Genomic DNA, 16,888 nt, shown 5'->3' on the forward strand with positions numbered 1-16,888 from the left:
GCGTCGTCTGGCGACAATGGAAGCGGCCCTCAACGAGGGCACGTAACTTGATGCGCCTGGGGCTTAGCGAAGCTCGCGCCTGCAAATCAGCCTTCAATGGCCGAGGCCCATGGTGGAGCTCAGGCGCATCTCATATGAATCAGGCGCTGCCGAAGAAACTATGGGGTCAGCTTGGGTTAGTTTCGGTACTGGATACGATAAACCGGCTTAGCCGCATAGCTTGAACCGCCGTATACGGATCCGTACGTACGGTGGTGTGAGAGGACGGCGGCTGTAAAGCCGCCTCCTACTCGATCTGGATCCAGGATCAAAAGATCGCAGCCTTCGGCAGCTCCTACAGAGAAACGCGTTCCAAAATGTAGGAGCTGCCGAAGGCTGCGATTTTTTGATTCTGGCTTCTAATCCGCGCAAACCACCCGATTACGCCCGCTTTCCTTGGCCTGATACAGCGCCTTGTCCGCTGCAAACAATAGCTGTTCCAGACTGATCTCGGCGGAGGTGGTCCAGGTACTGATACCGATACTGACAGTAATCGGCGACTCGGCACCTGCCACCAGCGGCAATTGCTCCACTGTCGCTCGGATGTGTTCGGCAATCTGTTGCGCACCCTGGCTGTCGGTTTCCGCGAGAATCACCGAAAACTCCTCGCCGCCGTAACGGGCGACCAGATCGGCTGGTCGTCTCACATTGTCAGAGATCAACTTGGCCACCGAGCGCAACGCATCATCGCCAGCCTGATGCCCATGACGGTCGTTGAAGGCCTTGAAGTGGTCGGCATCAATCATCAGCAGCGATAACGGCTGGCCGGAACGTTGAGCGCGGAACCACTCATGACGCAGGACCTGATCCAGCGTTCGGCGGTTGGCCAGGCCGGTCAAGGCATCGGTGGCCGCCAGTTGCGCCAGTTCCTGTTCGGCGTTGTGGCGCAGGCGCAGTTCTCGGCTGAGCAGCCAAGTCAGCCAGAGCAAGCTGATGCACAGCGCAATAGTCGCAACGCTAACCACTACCGTCGTACGCTTCCACGAGGCAAACACTTCATCACTGGACAGTGCAACGATGACGATCAACGGCAAGTTGCCCACCTTGGAGAACGTGTACAGGTGTTTGTCCTTGTAGCGGCTTGAAACACCGGTGAAGCTGCCGTTGCCTTCTTTGACGATGCGCTGAAAGTTGGGACGGTTGCTGAAGTCCTTGCCAATCAGCTCTTCAGCCAAGCGGGGTTCCTGAGCCAGAAGAATCCCGTCCGAGCTGATCAGGTTGACCGAGCTGTCACGACCGATGCTCAAGCTGTTGAACAGCTGATCGAAATAACTCAAGCGCATGGCGGCTTCGGCCACGCCAAGAAATTCGCCCTGTGAGCCGCTGACCCGGCGACTGAAGCTGATTCGCCATTCATGTTCAGCCTGTCTGGACCGGAAGGGACGGCTGATGAGCATGCTCGGATCACGATTGGTCACGTGCGACTGAAAGTATTCGCGGTCAGCAAAATTGCCCTTTCTAGGCTCTACCGAGGCCGAGTCAGCGATCACGTCGCCCTTGTTGTCCAGCAACAAAATGTCGCCCTTGTACGGCGCGGCAGTGGCACGGTCAAACAAGGCCAGATGCCGGATAGCCGGGGAGACGTTCTTGAGGTCTTCACGCTGCGAGGCAGCGATCAAGCCGAGCAAGGACAGGTCATAGAGTTCGACATTGCGCAGCACGTCGGCGTCGATCAGTTGCACGATGTTGGTTGCTGCGCGAGTGGCAGACTGTTCAGCATTGGCGCGTTCGCGTATGAGCAGGAACGCCACGATGCTCAATATCGCAATCACCAGCAGCAAACTGCCGAGAACCAGAAGCCGCTCCGATCGCGTCGACCGGATCGGCTGGTGAGATGTTGCACTGCTCACACTCATGGTTCTGACTTCTGCTAATGAGGCGTTATGAAAGTGTTTTGCAAGACTCGGGCAGAATCCCAGAAACCGTTTGCGTTCGGAGCGCCTGTATAAATCCCGGATAAAAAAAAGGCCAGCAAAACGTGCTGGCCTTTTACTTATTGAAGCTTAGAAGACATTGAGCGGGTAGTCGACGATCACCCGGTATTCATCGGTGTCCTGATCCAGCGCGCCGTAGCCGTTGCCTCCACGGTTGGTCGCCCATTGCAGGCGCAGCGCCAGGTTTTTGGCCTTGCCGCCCTGAACCACGTACTTGAGATCAATGTCGCGTTCCCAGTGCTTGGCGTTTTTGCCATCAGCGCTGTACCACGAAGCATAACCGGGGCTGGCCGGATCGACCTTGGTCAGGTCCAGCTCGCCCCTGGAGTAAGAGACCGCCGAGGTCACGCCGGGCAGGCCGAGCCCGACAAAGTCGTAGGCGTACTTGAGTTTCCATGAGCGTTCGTTCGGGCCGTTGAAGTCCGAATATTGCTGGGAATTGTCGAGGTAGACGCTGTCACCCTGGCTGATGTAGTCGAACGGCGTGTTGCCATTGACCCGCTGATAGGCCGCGGTAACGCTGTGATTGCCCACACCAACGGTGAAATGCAGGCTGTAGGTGTTGTTGTCGATGTTGCCCAGCAGCGCATTGCCGGTGTCTTGCGTGTGATAGGCGTGCAGACCCGGGTTGAGGCTGACCAGATCATTCAGCGCGTAGGTGTAGTCCAGATCGTAGTAATACTGGTTCCAGATGTCCTTGAGTTCGGAAGCATAGAGGCTGCTGGTCAACCCCGGCAGGCCGCTCCAGGCCACGCCGGCCCAATTCAGGTGCTTACTTTCGTCACCGTCGGCCAAGCTGCCGTAGGACGTGCCGATTCGGGTGTGTCCGCTCTGGTTGTAAGGCTTGGTGAAACTTGCCTGGCCACCTTCAATCATCCAGCCGTCAAAACTGTGGTTGGTCAGGCTGACGCCGCGAAAGGTCTGGGGCAGCATGCGGGTTTCGCCGCCGGCGATCACCGGGTTGGTGATAAACAAATCACCGGCCTTCAGTTCGGTATCGAAGGCACGCATTTTCAGCGTGCCGCCCGCCGTCGAGAACGAACTTGGCGCTTTGCCGTTGCCATCGCTGATCGGCAGGATACTCGACCCGTCGGTACCGCCACCGCCGTCGAGCTTGAGCCCGAGCATGGCGTGGGCATCAACACCGAAACCGACGGTGCCTTGGGTGTAGCCCGATTCGAAGAGGCCTAGGAAACCCTGGCCCCATTCAATATTGTCGTCCGTCTGCTGCAGGCGATTGCGGTTCATGTAGTAGTTGCGGGCGTTGAGGTTGAGGCTCGATCCTTCAACGAAACCTTCGGCGTTTGAGTCGTCTGCGGCGTGAGCAGCAGGCGTCACCGTTGCAGTGATTGCAATGAATAACGGGCTGAATCTAAGAGGGAAACGCACTAGCGGTAAAGCTCCTTGGGTCAACTAAGAGCCTCAATGTTTGAGACTCAGGATGTTTCTTGTTAGGGAAGACGAACTGAAGCTGTTTAAAACCACAACGAAAAAAAGCCGCTGATAGCAGCGGCTTTGAAGACAACTTTTCAAAGGGAAGAGCCGGTGAAAAGTGTCGAGGGAAACAAAGTGATACTGGGCAATCAGCTGTCTTTCTCAACCGTTGGCTGGGCCTGAGTGGTCGACGCTTGAGGGGTTTGCGCAGCTTCCTGAGCCTTGGCTGTCATTTCGCTCTGATACTGTTCGAATGCAGCAGCGCGTGCGGAATTTTGCGCGACGAACGTCTGCGACTCTTCAGCGATGGCGAACGGAGACAGAAACAAAGAGGACAAAACGAAAGCGCTGGCAATACCCATAGTGTTGGACATCTTTAAACCTTCTTGCTTGGCAAGTGCTGTTTGGTGCGGCAAAGATAAGGGGGATTGGAGAAGGGAAAAAGAGCGGATTCATGAAAGGACTGTTGCGCTGAAAGCAATAGTTGGCAGACCGGCGCCCGAACCTGTAGCAGCTGGCGAAGCCTGCGTCCGGCTGCGAAGCAGTCGCGAGATCAAGCGCTGCGGTCTGTCAGATAGACCGCGCGTGTAGGGTTTACGACTGCTACGCAGCCGGACGCAGGCTTCGCTGCTACAGGACCGGGGGCAGTCCGGGTGTCGTATGGGGTCAGACAGGGAGGTGAATCCCAAACGTATTCATCCCATGATCACTGCGCACAAACACATCCCCGCCGTGCATCAGTGCAATCGCCTTGACGATCGCCAACCCCAACCCATGGTTGTTGCCACTGTTGCTGCGCGATGCATCCACCCGATAAAAACGCTCAAACAACCGCGACAAATGCTCGCTGGCAATCGGTGACCCAGGGTTCGCAACCCCGATGCTCACTTGATGCTCCTCAACCTCGATGCGCACCTCAATCACCTGCCCAGGTTCGGTGTGTTGCACCGCGTTGCTTAGCAGATTAATCAATGCCCGGCGCAGATGAGCAATCTCGATCCGCACCTGCGCGTCTCCACTGACCTGCACCCGAACCTGCGCGTCCTCAAGGATGAAATCCAGATACTCCAGCGTCGTCGCCACTTCATCGGCCAGCGACGTAGAGGTCAGTTTGGTGGCCTTGCTGCCTTGATCCGCGCTGGCGAGAAACAGCATGTCATTGATGATCGAGCGCAGTCGCTCAAGCTCTTCAAGGTTCGATTGCAGCACTTCAAAATAGTGTTCGGCGGATCGCCCGCGAGTCAGCGCAACCTGGGTCTGGCCGATCAGATTGGTTAGCGGCGAGCGCAGTTCATGGGCGACGTCCGCGTTGAACGACTCAAGGCGCGAGTAAGCCTGTTCGACCCGCTCCAGTGTCGAGTTAAACGAATTGACGAACTGATTCAGTTCCGGCGGCAGAGGCGACAATTGCAGGCGACCGGACAACAGCGGCGGGGCCAGCCGCTGGGCTTCCTGGGACAACTTGATCAGCGGTTTGAGGCCGATCCGCGCCACCCAATAACCGAGGGCCGACGCCAGCAACACGCCGATGATCGCCAGGCTGATCAGGGCAATCAGCAGATGATGTTGAGTCTGCAGAAACGTCTCGGTGTCGATGCCGATCATGAAGCGCAACGGTGGGCGTTGATCCTTGGCCGGGAACTGGCTGACCAGCACTTTCAGCGGATAAGGCTGATCCGGCAGATTCAAGTCGCGCATGCCCAGCGGGCCTTCGGCAAAGGCGCGGATCTGCGGTGTCAGGTTGCCGTATTCGTAGTGCGGATCACCGCTGATGATCCAGAAGCTGATGCGCTTGTCTTCTTCGCCGAGCAGCTTGAGCTTGTTGTTGATCTTCACCCAATGCTCAGGCGTGCCATAACGGCCGACTGTGGATTCGAGCACGCTGTAGCGCGCGTCCAGCTCAGCCTCGGGCAACAAACCCAGGCCTTTATCGACCTGTTGATAAAGTGCCCAGCCAATCAACAGAAACACCAGCAGCGCCACCAGCGTGAACATTCCGCTGAGGCGCAGCGCAATAGAATTACTGGACACCACGGCTCTCCAGCACATAACCCATGCCACGAATCGTGTGCAGCAGTTTCTCGTCGAACGGCCCGTCGAGCTTGGCGCGCAAGCGTTTGATCGCGACTTCGACAACGTTGGCGTCGCTGTCGAAATTGATGTCCCAGACCATTTCGGCGATGGCGGTTTTCGACAGAATTTCACCCTGACGGCGGGCCAGTACGCTCAGCAATGAGAACTCCTTGGCGGTCAAGTCCAGGCGCGTGCCGGCGCGGGTGGCTTTGCGGCTGATCAAATCTATCCACAGGTCGGCGATGCTCACCTGCACCGGTTCATGGCCACCGCTGCGGCGGGTCAGCGCTTGTAGGCGCGCCACCAGTTCGAGGAAGGAAAATGGTTTGCCGAGGTAATCGTCGGCACCGTCGCGCAGGCCTTTGATCCGGTCTTCCACTCGCTCGCGGGCGGTGAGCATGATCACCGGGGTTTGCTTGCGCGCACGCAACGCGCGCAGTACGCCGAAGCCGTCGAGGCCCGGCAGCATGACGTCGAGGACGATCACCGCGTAGTCGCTTTCCAGCGCCAGGTGCAGGCCTTCGACGCCGTCTCGCGCCAGGTCCACGGTGTAACCCTGTTCCGTCAGGCCGCGGTGCAGATAATCCGCGGTTTTTTCTTCGTCTTCGATAATCAGAACGCGCATGACCCCGCCTCAGTCTGTGGTTGCCAGCGCCGGCATCGGTGCGGGTTTGGGCTTATGGAAAAGCCGCTCAAGCCACAAGTATATGACCGGAGTGGTGAACAGCGTCAGCGCCTGGCTCACCAGCAAGCCACCGACCACCGCGATCCCCAAGGGCTGGCGCAGTTCGGCGCCGGTGCCGTAGCCGAGCATCAATGGCAGTGCGCCGAGCAGGGCGGCGAGGGTGGTCATGATGATCGGCCGGAACCGCGTAATACAGGCCTGGTAGATCGCCTCTTCCGGCGGCAGCCCGCCCTTGCGTTGCGCTTCGAGGGCGAAGTCGATCATCAGGATGCCGTTCTTCTTCACGATCCCGATCAGCAACACCAGCCCGATCAGCGCCATGATCGAAAAGTCCTGCCCGCAAATCCACAACATGATCACCGCGCCGAGTCCCGCCGACGGCAGCGTCGAGATGATGGTCAGCGGATGCACGAAGCTCTCGTACAGCACGCCGAGAATGATGTACACCGCCACCAGCGCCGCCAGGATCAGCCATGGCTGACTGGCCAGCGAACTCTGGAACGCCTGGGCCGCTCCCTGGAAGTTGCCGCTCATGGCGGCCGGCATGCCGATTTCGGCTTTGGCCTGATTGAGCATGATCACCGCATCGCCCAACGCCACACCGGGCGCGAGGTTGAACGACAAATTGGCAGCCGGGAACATGCCGTCATGGGCGATGGACAGTGGGCCGACCGTCGGCGCATCGAATTTCGCCAGCGCCGACAGCGGCACCATTTCCCCGCTCAGGGGCGAGCGCAGGTAGAAATAGTTGAGGCTTTCGGCCTTGCCGCGCTGCTTGGTGTCCAGTTCCAGAATCACGTTGTACTGGTTGATCTGAGTCTGGAATTCATTGATCTGCCGCTGGCCGAAGGCGTCGTACAGCGCTTCATCGACATCGCTGGCGGTCAGGCCAAAACGTGCCGCGGCGCTGCGGTCGATGCTGATGTGGGTGATGCTGCCGCCCAGTTGCAGGTCGTTGGAAATGTCACGGAACGCCGGGTTACTGCGCAGTTTTTCCGTGAGGCGCTGGGTCCAGGTGCTGAGGACTGCACCGTCGTTGCTCTTGAGCACGTATTGGTACTGTGCGCGGCTCGGGCCGGAGCTGAGGTTGATGTCTTGGCCGGCGCGCAGGTACAGCACGATGCCCGGGACTTTCATCAATTGCGGACGAATCCGGTCAATGAACTGGCTGGCGGAGACGTCGCGGTCGCCGCGTTTTTTCAGGGATATCCAGAAGCGACCGTTGGCGATGGTCTGGTTACTGCCAGAGACGCCGACCGAGTGGGAAAACGCCGCGACCGCCGGATCCGCCGCGACGATTTCGGCCATCGCCAGGTGTTTTTTCACCATGTCGCCGTAGGAAATATCGGCGGCCGCTTCGGTAGTGCCGAGGACAAAACCGGTGTCCTGCACCGGGAAGAAACCCTTGGGGATAAAGATGTAGCCGGCAATCGCCAGGCCCAGAGACAGGCAGAACACCCCGATCATCAGCTTCTGGTGGGCAAGGGCGCGGCGCAGAAGTTTTTCATAGCCTGTCAGCAAGCGTTCGCCAAACGTAGGTTTGCTGTGGGCGTGATGCACCGGGGCGCGCATGAACAGCGCGGCAAGCGTTGGCGCCAACGTCAGTGAGACCACCACCGAAATCATGATGGTCGAAGTGGCGGTCAGGGCGAACTCCTTGAACAGCCGTCCGACCACGCCGCCCATGAACAGCAACGGAATAAACGCCGCCACCAGCGAAAAGCTGATGGAGACCACGGTGAAACCGATCTCGCCGGCACCTTTGATCGCCGCCTCGCGCATGCCGTCACCAGCTTCAAGGTGACGGTGAATGTTCTCCACCACCACAATCGCATCGTCGACCACAAACCCCACGGCCACCACGATCGCCACCAGCGTCAGGTTGTTCAGGCTGAAACCCATGATGTACATCAGGGCGAAACTGGCGACCAGCGAAACACCCAGCACGGCGGACACGATCAGGGTCGCCGACCATTGGCGCAGGAACAGCGCCATCACCGCCACCACCAGCATGATCGCGATCAGCAGGGTGACTTCCACCTCGTGCAGCGAGGCGCGGATGGTCTGGGTGCGGTCGACCAGCACCTTGACCTGCACCGAGGCTGGCAGCATGGCTTCGAGGCCGGGCAGGGCGGCCTGGATGCGATCCACGGTTTCGACGATGTTGGCGCCCGGTTGCCGGGAAATCACCAGGTTCACCCCAGGCTTGTCACCGGCCCAGGCTTGCACGTAGGCATCTTCCGAACCGTTGACGACTTTGGCCACATCCTTGAGGTGAACCGGGGCACCGTCCTTGTAGGAAACGATGAGTTGGCTGTATTCCTCAGGATGGAACAACTGGTCGTTGGTCGACAGCGTCGAGATGCTCGACTCGCCGTACAAAGCACCTTTGGCCAGGTTGAGGCTGGTTTGCTGGATCGCCAGACGAATGTCCGCCAGGGTCAGGCCGATGGCCGCGAGTTTGTCCGCCGAGGCTTGAACGCGGATCGCCGGACGTTGCTGACCGGTGATGTTGATTTGGCCCACACCGTCGATCTGACTGATCTGACGGGCGAGCAAGGTTTCCACCAAGTCGCTGAGTTCGGTGCCGGGCATCTGGGTCGAGTTGACGCTGAGGATCAGTACCGGGCTGTCGGCCGGGTTGACCTTCCTCCAGGTCGGCAAGGTCGGCATGTCTTTGGGCAGTTTGCCGGCGGCGGTGTTGATCGCGGCCTGAACTTCCTGAGCGGCGGTGTCGATGCTTTTGTCGAGGGTGAATTGCAGGGTCAGGTTGGTCGAGCCCAGTGCGCTGCTCGAGGTCATTTGGGTCACGCCCGGGATGGCGCTGAATTGCACTTCAAGCGGCGTGGCCACCGACGACGCCATGGTCTCCGGGCTGGCACCGGGCAATTGCGCGGCGACCTGGATGGTGGGGAATTCGGCTTCCGGCAACGGCGCGATGGGCAGGCGCGGGAAAGCGATGACCCCGAGCAGCACCAGCGCAAAGGTCAGAAGAATCGTCGCAACCGGATGGTCGATGCACCAGGCAGAGACCGAGCCATGGCCCTTCATGGTTTCGGCTCCGATTGAACCACTTGCGGCGGGTCAGTCACTACGTGCACCGTCGAACCGGGCTTGAGCCGCGACTGGCCGTCGCTGACCAGCACGTCGCCCGGTTTAACGCCTTTGATGATGTCCTGACCGCTGCCTTGATAGACCATTTGTACGGTGACGGTTTCGACCTTGTCGCCATTGACCCGGTACACGAAATGTTGATCGAGACCGCGTTGTACGACAGTGGGTGGCACCACCAGCGCATCTTTATCCAGAGCCGTCTGAATCTTTACCGTCACCAGCAGGCCCGGCCAGAGTTTCTGCCCGGGGTTGTTGAATTCAGCTTTGGCGCGAATGGTCCCGGTGTTGGCGTTGATCTGGTTGTCGATCAGGGTCAGGTGGCCTTCGCCCAGTAGATTGCCGGTTTCGCCGTCGGTGTCGGCGCCGATGTAGGCCTTCACCTGAGCATGTTCCGGATCGTTGATCAGACCCTGCAGGGTCGGCAGCATTTGCTGTGGCAGGGAGAACTCCACGGCGATCGGGTCGATCTGGGTCACCGTGAACAGGCCTTGAGCGTCGGTCATGCGCAGGAAGTTGCCTTCGTCTACCGTGCGAATACCGACGCGACCGGTGACCGGAGATCGAATCTGTGTGTAGGAAAGCTGCACCTGAGCGGCGTCGATCGAGGCCTGGTTACCTTGGGCGGTGGCTTTGAGTTGGTTGACCAGGGCTTGTTGCTGGTCGTAGGTCTGCTTGGAAACGCCGTCGTCCACGCTCAGTAGCTTGTAGCGCTTGAGGTTGACCAATGCGACTTGCAGCTGCGCCTGGCTTTCACCGAGTTGCGCCCGGGCCTGATCGAGGCTGGCGCGGATCGAGCGGTCGTCGATGGTGGCGAGCAGGGCGCCTTTGTTCACCAGTTGGCCTTCATTGACCAGGATTTTGGTGAGGATGCCGTCGATTTGCGGACGCACTACCACGCTGTGCAGCGACAGCACCGAGCCGATGCCGCTGACGTAGCGGGGGACGTCTTTTTCGGTGACGCTGACGACCCGTACGGGAATGGCGGTCGGAGCGGCCAGTTTTGCCGTGGCGGGTTTGGTGAGGTACCACGTGCCCAGCGCTGCCAAGGCAATCAGCAGACCTGCGATCAAGGCGGTTTTTTTCTGAATTCGCATGCGAGTGAGGCGCCGGGCTAAGTGGTCGGGGTTTTGTCAGGTTTATACCTTCCTTTATAAACCTGTTCGCCCGTCAGGAAGGTGACTGCTAACTGACGGCGCTGTCAGTTTGGACCTCTGCGGATCGACGCCTATCCCCCCGTAGTTGCCGGAGGCTGCGATCTTTTGATCTTGGCGCCAGGTAGCCGACCAAGACATAAAACCCGACGGACTCGCTTGCGGCTTGAAGCTTGCAGCTCCCGACACAGGTATACTGCCGCCTTTCGCGGCTCGCTGACCGGGCCCGACTCTATGGCATCACCCGGAGCTTTCATGACTTCCCCGACACAACCGCCGGTTGCCGACGCTTTGAGCGACGACCAGGCAGACCTGCCAGACAGCGTCGACTCCAGCGCAGACAGCGAAACCAAGGCCGCGATCCCGGCGTTCAAGTTCCCGTTCAAACCGGGCGACCTGGCCGCTGCCAAGAACGCCAGCCAGCCTTGGTACAAGAATGGTGCCAAGAATGGCCATACCAAGACGCCGGGGGCGGCGCCTCCCGGCACTCGTCGCTCCATGGGTAAACGCTGACTGTCAGGTATTTTGTTGAGCGGTAATTGTCCTTCCTGTCATTGAGACATTTCCCACAAGGATGAGCGATTCGTCCTCTGGGAAGGTCGGCGGCCACTCGTCAAAGATTCATACCCCTGAATTTTTGATGAAGGCCGCCAAAATGTCTCTTGTAAAAACCCTCTATCTCCTTTCGCTAGTGGCCCTAACCACCGGCTGCATGTCGTTTGTGCCCGATCCGCAGATCCGTTTCGGTGTCGAAGCCCTGGTTCCACCGTTCGAGAGTCGTAACGACAAGGGTGAGCTGGTCGGATTGAATATCGAGTTGGGCAATGCACTGTGTGCCGAGCTCAAATCCCGCTGTGTCTGGGTTGATCAGGATTACGCGACCAACATTCACGCCCTCGAATCCAACCTTTTCGAAGTGATCATGCCGATGACGGCAACATCGGCGCGTCGAGAGCGGGTCGATTTCACCGATAATCTTTACCCCCTGAGCAGCCGTCTGGTGGCGCGCAAAGGGGCGAATCTTCAACCGGATGTGCAATCGCTCAAGGGTAAGCGTATTGGCGTCCTGACAGGCACCAGCCGCGAAGCTTTCGCCAAGTCCCGTTGGGCCCCGGCCGGAGTGACGGTGCGCAGTTTCGATTTCAACAACCAATTGGTCGCCAGCCTGCTGGCGGGTGAGCTCGACGCGACCCTGCAAGACTCGATTGAAATCACCCAGGCGCTTTTAAGTCAGCCTCAGGGGCAAGGTTTCGATTTTGTCGGTCCGGCGCTCAAGGACCCCATGCTGGGCAGTGGCGTGGCCATGGCTGTGCGAAAAACCGACACCCTGCTGCGCGATAACCTGAATGCGGCGCTTGAGCGTCTTAAGCAAAATGGCCAGTACCAGGCGATTACCCAGCGTTATTTGCCACCCGCAGCACCAGACTCTCCACGCTACTTTCCGAATGAGGAAGGTCTGCCATTCTCCGATGCGGTGCAGGTCGGCGAGACCCTTTACTTTTCCGGGGTGATCGGCCTCGGGGCTGATGGTGAACTGGTGAAGGGCGGCATAGGCCCGGAGACGACGCAGGCCATGGAGAACTTGCGTACCGCGCTGCAACGCAACGGTTCGTCCCTGGCTCATGTAGCCAAATGCACGGTCATCCTTGCCGACATGAGGGATTTTTCCGCCATGAGTGCTGTGTATCGCAGCTTCTTTCCGGCGGATCGTTTGCCCGCACGTACGACGTTTGCCGGCAAGTTGGTCGAGAACGCGCGGGTAGAAGTGGAATGTCTGGCGGTGACGGCCAGCTAATTTTTTTGACGACGGGCCACTGCGCAACGGGATTGCGCAGTGGTTCCGAAGTCTTGCGTCTTAGGCTGCCCGCAACGAAATGAACGCGTAATTCTCGGGAGCATCAGTCGCCACGTGCGCCCCGGCCGCCTGCACTTGCCCGGCAATGTCCTCGCCCGACACATGAAACAACCAGTCAGCGCCAGACTCAGCCACTGGCTGCGCCGCAACCTGGTCGATGACCCTCGCAAACGCCGTCATGTCCGGCAGATAAGCGGTAAAGCCATCGCCCTTCAGTGCTGTAGTCCGAATCCCCAACAGCGCGCAAATCGCATCCTTGGTCCGAATGTCATCGCGATCCGCCTGGCGGGAGCGCTGGATTAATCCGACCAGTTCCTGATCCACCAATTCACCACCCACAATCAGATCTGGTCCCTTTTCCCACGACTCGGGAGGACATTCCTTCACGGCAATGTTCAGGGGGATGTGCGGATTGATTTCCATCGGGTAGATGCGGCACACCAGCGGCCGGCGTTCGTAGATGCGGCAGAGGTTGTCTTCGTCAAGATTCCGGCAAGGACCGACGTTGTAGGCAGCAAAGGTGATGGCTATGTACGCGTCGGAGGCGCCGCTTCGAACACTCACCGAGCGGCGTTCGGCGTGTTCGCGTTGCTGCACTGGCAGGCCCAGGCCATTGCCCAGGAAACCTTCCACCAGCACGATCACCTGACCGCCATCGGCCGCCCACATCCGGGCTTCGGGCAGGGTCAGGGGCACGTGGTGGTCGTTGCAGCATTTGCCACAGCCTACGCAGGAAAACGTCGTATTCATTGAACGGCCAGTCGCATAAAAGGACATGAAACGGCGACAGAATGCCGCCGCAAAGGCCGCTATCAAAGCAAGTTATGCGCCAGTCACTGTGCCTTGGTGGTTGGGCGGATGGAGTCCCATTCGGTGACGTAAGCGGTTTTGCTTTTCTTGTTGTAGAGACACAGTTCGGTGCCTTGCTGGCCTTTCATGTGTTTTTGCGGGTATTGGCCTTGCAGCAGAAGTGCGGTGTAGCCAACCCGGTCATCAAACTGCGCGGCGTTGCCCACGGGTTTGGCATTCTTCAAGCCGCTGGCGTTGGTGCAACTGGCGAGCACGGCTTTGTCGTAAGCGGCCCAGGCGTCGGGGCTGGATGCGTGGGCTTGGGTGGCGAGGGCGGTGAGGCAGAGGAGGGTCAGGGTTACAGCTTTCATGGGACAGGCATCCTTGGGCTCGTGTTGGCCGAGGTTGGAGTATGCCTCAAGACGTTTGGTTTGGCCGATATCGCCAAAAGATCGCAGCCTTCGGCAGCTCCTACGGTTGGAATGCGTTCTCCTGTAGGAGCTGCCGCAGGCTGCGATCTTGGCGATGTCAGGCCGGAACCGGTTCCCGGCGGATCACACGCATTCCGGCGTTTTCATACAAACGCTGCGCGCGAAGGTTGTCTTCCAGCACCTTCAAATCCACAAAACCTTCGCGTCGTTGCTGAAACGTCTTGAAAGCATGTAGCAGCAACGCGCGTCCTAATCCTTGCCCCTGAGCCCGTGGATGCACCACCAGGTTCTTGATATAGGCGCTGGTCCAGCACTGGCACACGCCGACGATACCTTCGGCATCCAGAGCGATAAAGCACAGACTCGGATCATATTCAGGATCGGTTTCAAAACGCTGTTGCCAGACATCCAGTGCCGGCACGCGACCGCCACCTTGCTGATAACCCAGTTCCATCAAATGATGAACGGCTTCTGCCAGTTCGGGGCTGTATTCGCTGAGGACAATTCCCTGAGGCCAAGTGATCGCAGGCACAACTTCAGCGAGGTTGCGCCGCATCAGAAAGCAGAAGTCCTTGCTCAAGCTTCAATGACCTTGTTCAGCGACAGCCTTGGCCGCTTCGATCAGGCACTTGGTCAGTTCTGGCGAGGAGAACTTGGTCAGCACCGCGTTCGCGCCGGCAAGACGGGCCTTTTCACTGTTCATCGCACTGTCCAAAGAGGTGTGGAGCAGCACATAGAGGTGCGAAAAGTCCGGGGTTTCGCGCAGGGTTCGAGTAAATGCGTAGCCGTCCATCTCCGACATTTCGATGTCCGAGACGATCAGGTTGATCTGCTGGGCCGTGCCTTGCAGGTCCAGCAGGCAGTCGATGGCTTCCTTGGCACTGCGGGCGGTGTGGCATTGCAGGCCGAGGTTGCGCAGCGTGTGCACTGATTGCTGCAACGCCACCTGGCTGTCATCGACCACCAGAATCCGCGCGTTGCCGAGTACTTCGGCGTCTTCCATGCTCAGTTCGGTCGGGGCCGTTTCGATTTGTGCCGGGGCGATGCCATGAATCACTTTTTCGATGTCCAGCACCTGTACCAACGTGCCGTCGACCGAGGTCACGCCGGTGATGTACGAACGCACGCCGCCAGAGCCAAAGGGCGGCGGACGAATGTCGGTGGTCAGGCAGTGGACGATCTTGCTCACCGCCTGAACGTGCAAACCCTGCTTGGAGCGGCTGACATCGGTGACGATCAGGCAACCACCGTTCGGGTCTTCCAGCGGCCGTTCACCGATGGCACGGCTGAGGTCGATCACCGACAGCGAGGCACCGCGCAGGGTGGCGATGCCTTTGACGTGGGGATGCGACTCCGGCAGCTTGGTCAGCGGCGGGCAGGGAATGATTTCACTGACTTTCAGCAGGTTGATCGCCATCAGCTTGCCGCTGCGCAAGGTAAACAGCAGAAGCGAAAGTGAATCTGCGCGGGCTTTGTTTGAAGACATAAAAACCTTCTGTGGAAAAAGGTGATGGGCGACCGCGAGGATCGCCAACAGCTATCGATGCCGGGTTATCGACTTGTTGCGGGCAGGCTTTAGGGTTATTCCCCGGTATTGCCGACCAACGCGATCCTGTGTAGCAGCTGCCGAAGGCTGCGTCCGGCTGCGAAGCAGTCGTAAATCCCGATCCCTCGGTGCACCAGATATAGCGCGGTGAATGGTTTGGCGAGGACTTCGTCCTCGGACGCAGCCTTCGGCAACTGCTACAAGGGATCGCGTTATTTCATTCCCAGGCGTTTGGCCATCCGCCCAAGATTCGCCCGATCCAAGCCTAGCTCACGCGCCGCACTTGCCCAATTGTTATGGTGCCGTTCCAGACAGGCGTTGATCAGTCGACGCTGATAATCCTCGGTCGCCGCCCGCAAGTCTCCCGAGACCAAAGCAGCAGGGCTGACAGGGACTGGCTCGGTTGCAAGCTCAACGCTGCCATTGGGCAAATCCAGATCCGCCGCGCTCAAGCTGAGAATCTTCGGTCGCTCCTTGCAATTACCCAACGCCTTCAAGGCACTGCGGCCAATCAAGTGCTCCAGCTCCCGCACATTGCCCGGCCATGCATACGCCAGCAATGCAGCCTGCGCATCGCTGTTCAGGCGCAGGCTGTTGAGGCCCATGCGAGAACGGTTTTGCTCCAGAAAATAGCCGCTGAGCAGCAACACATCCCGCCCACGATCACGCAGTGCTGGCACCAGCAACGGATAAACGCTCAGGCGGTGATAGAAGTCGGCACGGTAGTGGCCGCTGCGCACTTCCTCGGCCAGGTCGCGATTGGTCGCGGCGATCAGACGTACGTCCACCTGATGTTCTTTATCCGAACCCAACCGCTGCAATTGACCGCTTTGCAGGACTCGCAACAATTTGGCCTGGACGGTCAGGGACAGCTCACCGACTTCATCGAGAAACAGCGTGCCGCCATTGGCCAGTTCAAACTTGCCGCGCCGATCGTTCATGGCACCGGTGAAGGCGCCGCGAACATGGCCGAACAATTCGCTCTCCACCAGCGTGTCCGGCAGCGCGGCACAGTTGAGGCTGATGATCGGCTTGTCGGCCCGGGGCGATGCGGCGTGGATGGCTTGGGCGACCAGTTCCTTGCCGACCCCGGTTTCGCCGGTGATCAGCACGGTAAGATCGCTGCCGCCCACCAGATTGATTTCTTCCACCAGCCGTTTGTGGGCCTTGCTCTGGCCAATCATCTCGCGGTTCTGCTGGCCGCTGGCTTGTCGGTAAACCTCGGCACGCTGATGTTCGTCTTCGACACGATTGGCCAGGCGTTCGATGCGCTCGGCGGCGTTGACGGTGGCGGCGGCGAGGCTGGCGAAGGCTTCCAGGGCGTCCAGCTCGATCGAATCGAAGCGCTCCGGATCGAGTGCGTCGAGGGTCAGCAAACCCCATGGACGCTCGTCGATAAACAGCGGGCAACCCATGCAGTCGTGGACTTCCAGATGATCGTCGAGGCCATCGACCAGTCCGTCGTAAGGGTCGGGTAAGTCGCTGTCGGCGGCGAAACGAGTCGGGCCGGGACTGCTGAGCAGCGCTTCGAAACGCGGGTGTTCGCTGACTTTGAAGCGTCGACCGAGGGTGTCGGTGCTCAACCCGTCGACGGCCAGTGGCACCAGCCATTCGCCATCAAGGCGCAGCAGGGCAGCAGCGTCGCACGGGAGCAAGGCGCGCATGGCTTCGAGCAAGCGCCGATAACGCTCGCCTTCGGGGAGTTCGCGGGACAGGTCGGAGACCAGTGGCAGCAGGGTGGTTAGCAAGGCTTTTGCAGTCATAGTGACTCCATGTAGTCGGTATGACTATAAGTCAGTCTTTGTCGATATGACTATAAAGAATTTAACTAATTGAT

At 59.2% G+C, this 16,888-nt stretch carries 14 protein-coding genes and 1 pseudogene; 3 read left to right on the forward strand and 12 right to left on the reverse strand.

Annotated elements, in window-relative coordinates; genetic code table 11:
• A pseudogene (locus tag CUN63_RS32250) lies at positions 1–224 on the forward strand (group II intron reverse transcriptase/maturase); the annotation flags it as partial.
• A gap of 174 nt (positions 225–398) precedes the next feature.
• Here CUN63_RS32250 and CUN63_RS18460 read toward each other — a convergent pair.
• The 7 genes from CUN63_RS18460 to CUN63_RS18490 all read right to left on the reverse strand — a co-directional run bounded on the left by CUN63_RS18460 (position 399) and on the right by CUN63_RS18490 (position 10,373).
• Positions 399–1,895, reverse strand: coding sequence for a sensor domain-containing diguanylate cyclase (locus CUN63_RS18460; RefSeq protein WP_129441383.1), 1,497 nt, complete (start codon positions 1,893–1,895; stop codon positions 399–401).
• 147 nt (positions 1,896–2,042) lie between these two features.
• The gene (locus CUN63_RS18465) at positions 2,043–3,362 is read right to left on the reverse strand and encodes an OprD family porin (RefSeq protein WP_129441385.1); all 1,320 of its coding nucleotides are present in this window, start codon (positions 3,360–3,362) and stop codon (positions 2,043–2,045) included.
• A gap of 194 nt (positions 3,363–3,556) precedes the next feature.
• Positions 3,557–3,781, reverse strand: coding sequence for a hypothetical protein (locus CUN63_RS18470; protein ID WP_129441387.1), 225 nt, complete (start codon positions 3,779–3,781; stop codon positions 3,557–3,559).
• Positions 3,782–4,073: 292 nt separating this feature from the next.
• Positions 4,074–5,438, reverse strand: coding sequence for a heavy metal sensor histidine kinase (locus tag CUN63_RS18475; protein ID WP_129441389.1), 1,365 nt, complete (start codon positions 5,436–5,438; stop codon positions 4,074–4,076).
• Positions 5,428–6,105: a heavy metal response regulator transcription factor gene (locus CUN63_RS18480; RefSeq protein ID WP_007916978.1), complete on the reverse strand. Its 678-nt coding sequence runs from the start codon at positions 6,103–6,105 to the stop codon at positions 5,428–5,430. The genes CUN63_RS18475 and CUN63_RS18480 overlap by 11 nt, the downstream gene beginning before the upstream one ends.
• A 9-nt stretch (positions 6,106–6,114) precedes the next feature.
• Positions 6,115–9,216, reverse strand: a complete 3,102-nt coding sequence (locus CUN63_RS18485; protein ID WP_129441391.1) for a multidrug efflux RND transporter permease subunit — start codon at positions 9,214–9,216, stop codon at positions 6,115–6,117.
• Positions 9,213–10,373, reverse strand: coding sequence for an efflux RND transporter periplasmic adaptor subunit (locus CUN63_RS18490; RefSeq protein WP_129441393.1), 1,161 nt, complete (start codon positions 10,371–10,373; stop codon positions 9,213–9,215). Before CUN63_RS18490 ends, CUN63_RS18485 begins: the two co-directional genes overlap by 4 nt.
• Before the next feature lie 312 nt (positions 10,374–10,685).
• On the opposite strand from CUN63_RS18490, the gene CUN63_RS18495 reads away from it, so the two are divergent.
• The gene (locus CUN63_RS18495; RefSeq protein WP_007943495.1) at positions 10,686–10,943 is read left to right on the forward strand and encodes a hypothetical protein; all 258 of its coding nucleotides are present in this window, start codon (positions 10,686–10,688) and stop codon (positions 10,941–10,943) included.
• A 142-nt stretch (positions 10,944–11,085) separates the two neighbouring features.
• A complete protein-coding gene (locus CUN63_RS18500) occupies positions 11,086–12,225 on the forward strand; it encodes a transporter substrate-binding domain-containing protein (RefSeq protein WP_129441395.1) in 1,140 nt (379 codons plus the stop codon).
• A gap of 60 nt (positions 12,226–12,285) precedes the next feature.
• On the opposite strand, the gene CUN63_RS18505 is transcribed toward CUN63_RS18500, so the two are convergent.
• The 5 genes from CUN63_RS18505 to norR all read right to left on the reverse strand — a co-directional run bounded on the left by CUN63_RS18505 (position 12,286) and on the right by norR (position 16,814).
• Positions 12,286–13,035, reverse strand: coding sequence for a YkgJ family cysteine cluster protein (locus tag CUN63_RS18505; protein WP_129441397.1), 750 nt, complete (start codon positions 13,033–13,035; stop codon positions 12,286–12,288).
• An 83-nt stretch (positions 13,036–13,118) separates the two neighbouring features.
• On the reverse strand, positions 13,119–13,445 hold the full coding sequence (locus CUN63_RS18510; protein WP_129441399.1) for a hypothetical protein: 327 nt from the start codon (positions 13,443–13,445) through the stop codon (positions 13,119–13,121).
• A 157-nt stretch (positions 13,446–13,602) separates the two neighbouring features.
• Positions 13,603–14,061 carry an N-acetyltransferase gene (locus CUN63_RS18515; protein ID WP_129441401.1) on the reverse strand — a complete coding sequence of 153 codons (459 nt, stop codon included), beginning with the start codon at positions 14,059–14,061 and terminating at the stop codon, positions 13,603–13,605.
• Positions 14,062–14,088: 27 nt separating this feature from the next.
• On the reverse strand, positions 14,089–14,991 hold the full coding sequence (locus CUN63_RS18520) for a chemotaxis protein CheV (protein WP_008147551.1): 903 nt from the start codon (positions 14,989–14,991) through the stop codon (positions 14,089–14,091).
• A gap of 272 nt (positions 14,992–15,263) precedes the next feature.
• Positions 15,264–16,814 carry a nitric oxide reductase transcriptional regulator NorR gene (gene norR / locus CUN63_RS18525; RefSeq protein WP_129441403.1) on the reverse strand — a complete coding sequence of 517 codons (1,551 nt, stop codon included), beginning with the start codon at positions 16,812–16,814 and terminating at the stop codon, positions 15,264–15,266.
• Positions 16,815–16,888: the final 74 nt, after the last annotated feature.

Origin of the sequence: Pseudomonas sp. ACM7, assembly GCF_004136015.1 — a bacterium.
Lineage (GTDB): Bacteria > Pseudomonadota > Gammaproteobacteria > Pseudomonadales > Pseudomonadaceae > Aquipseudomonas > Aquipseudomonas frigoris.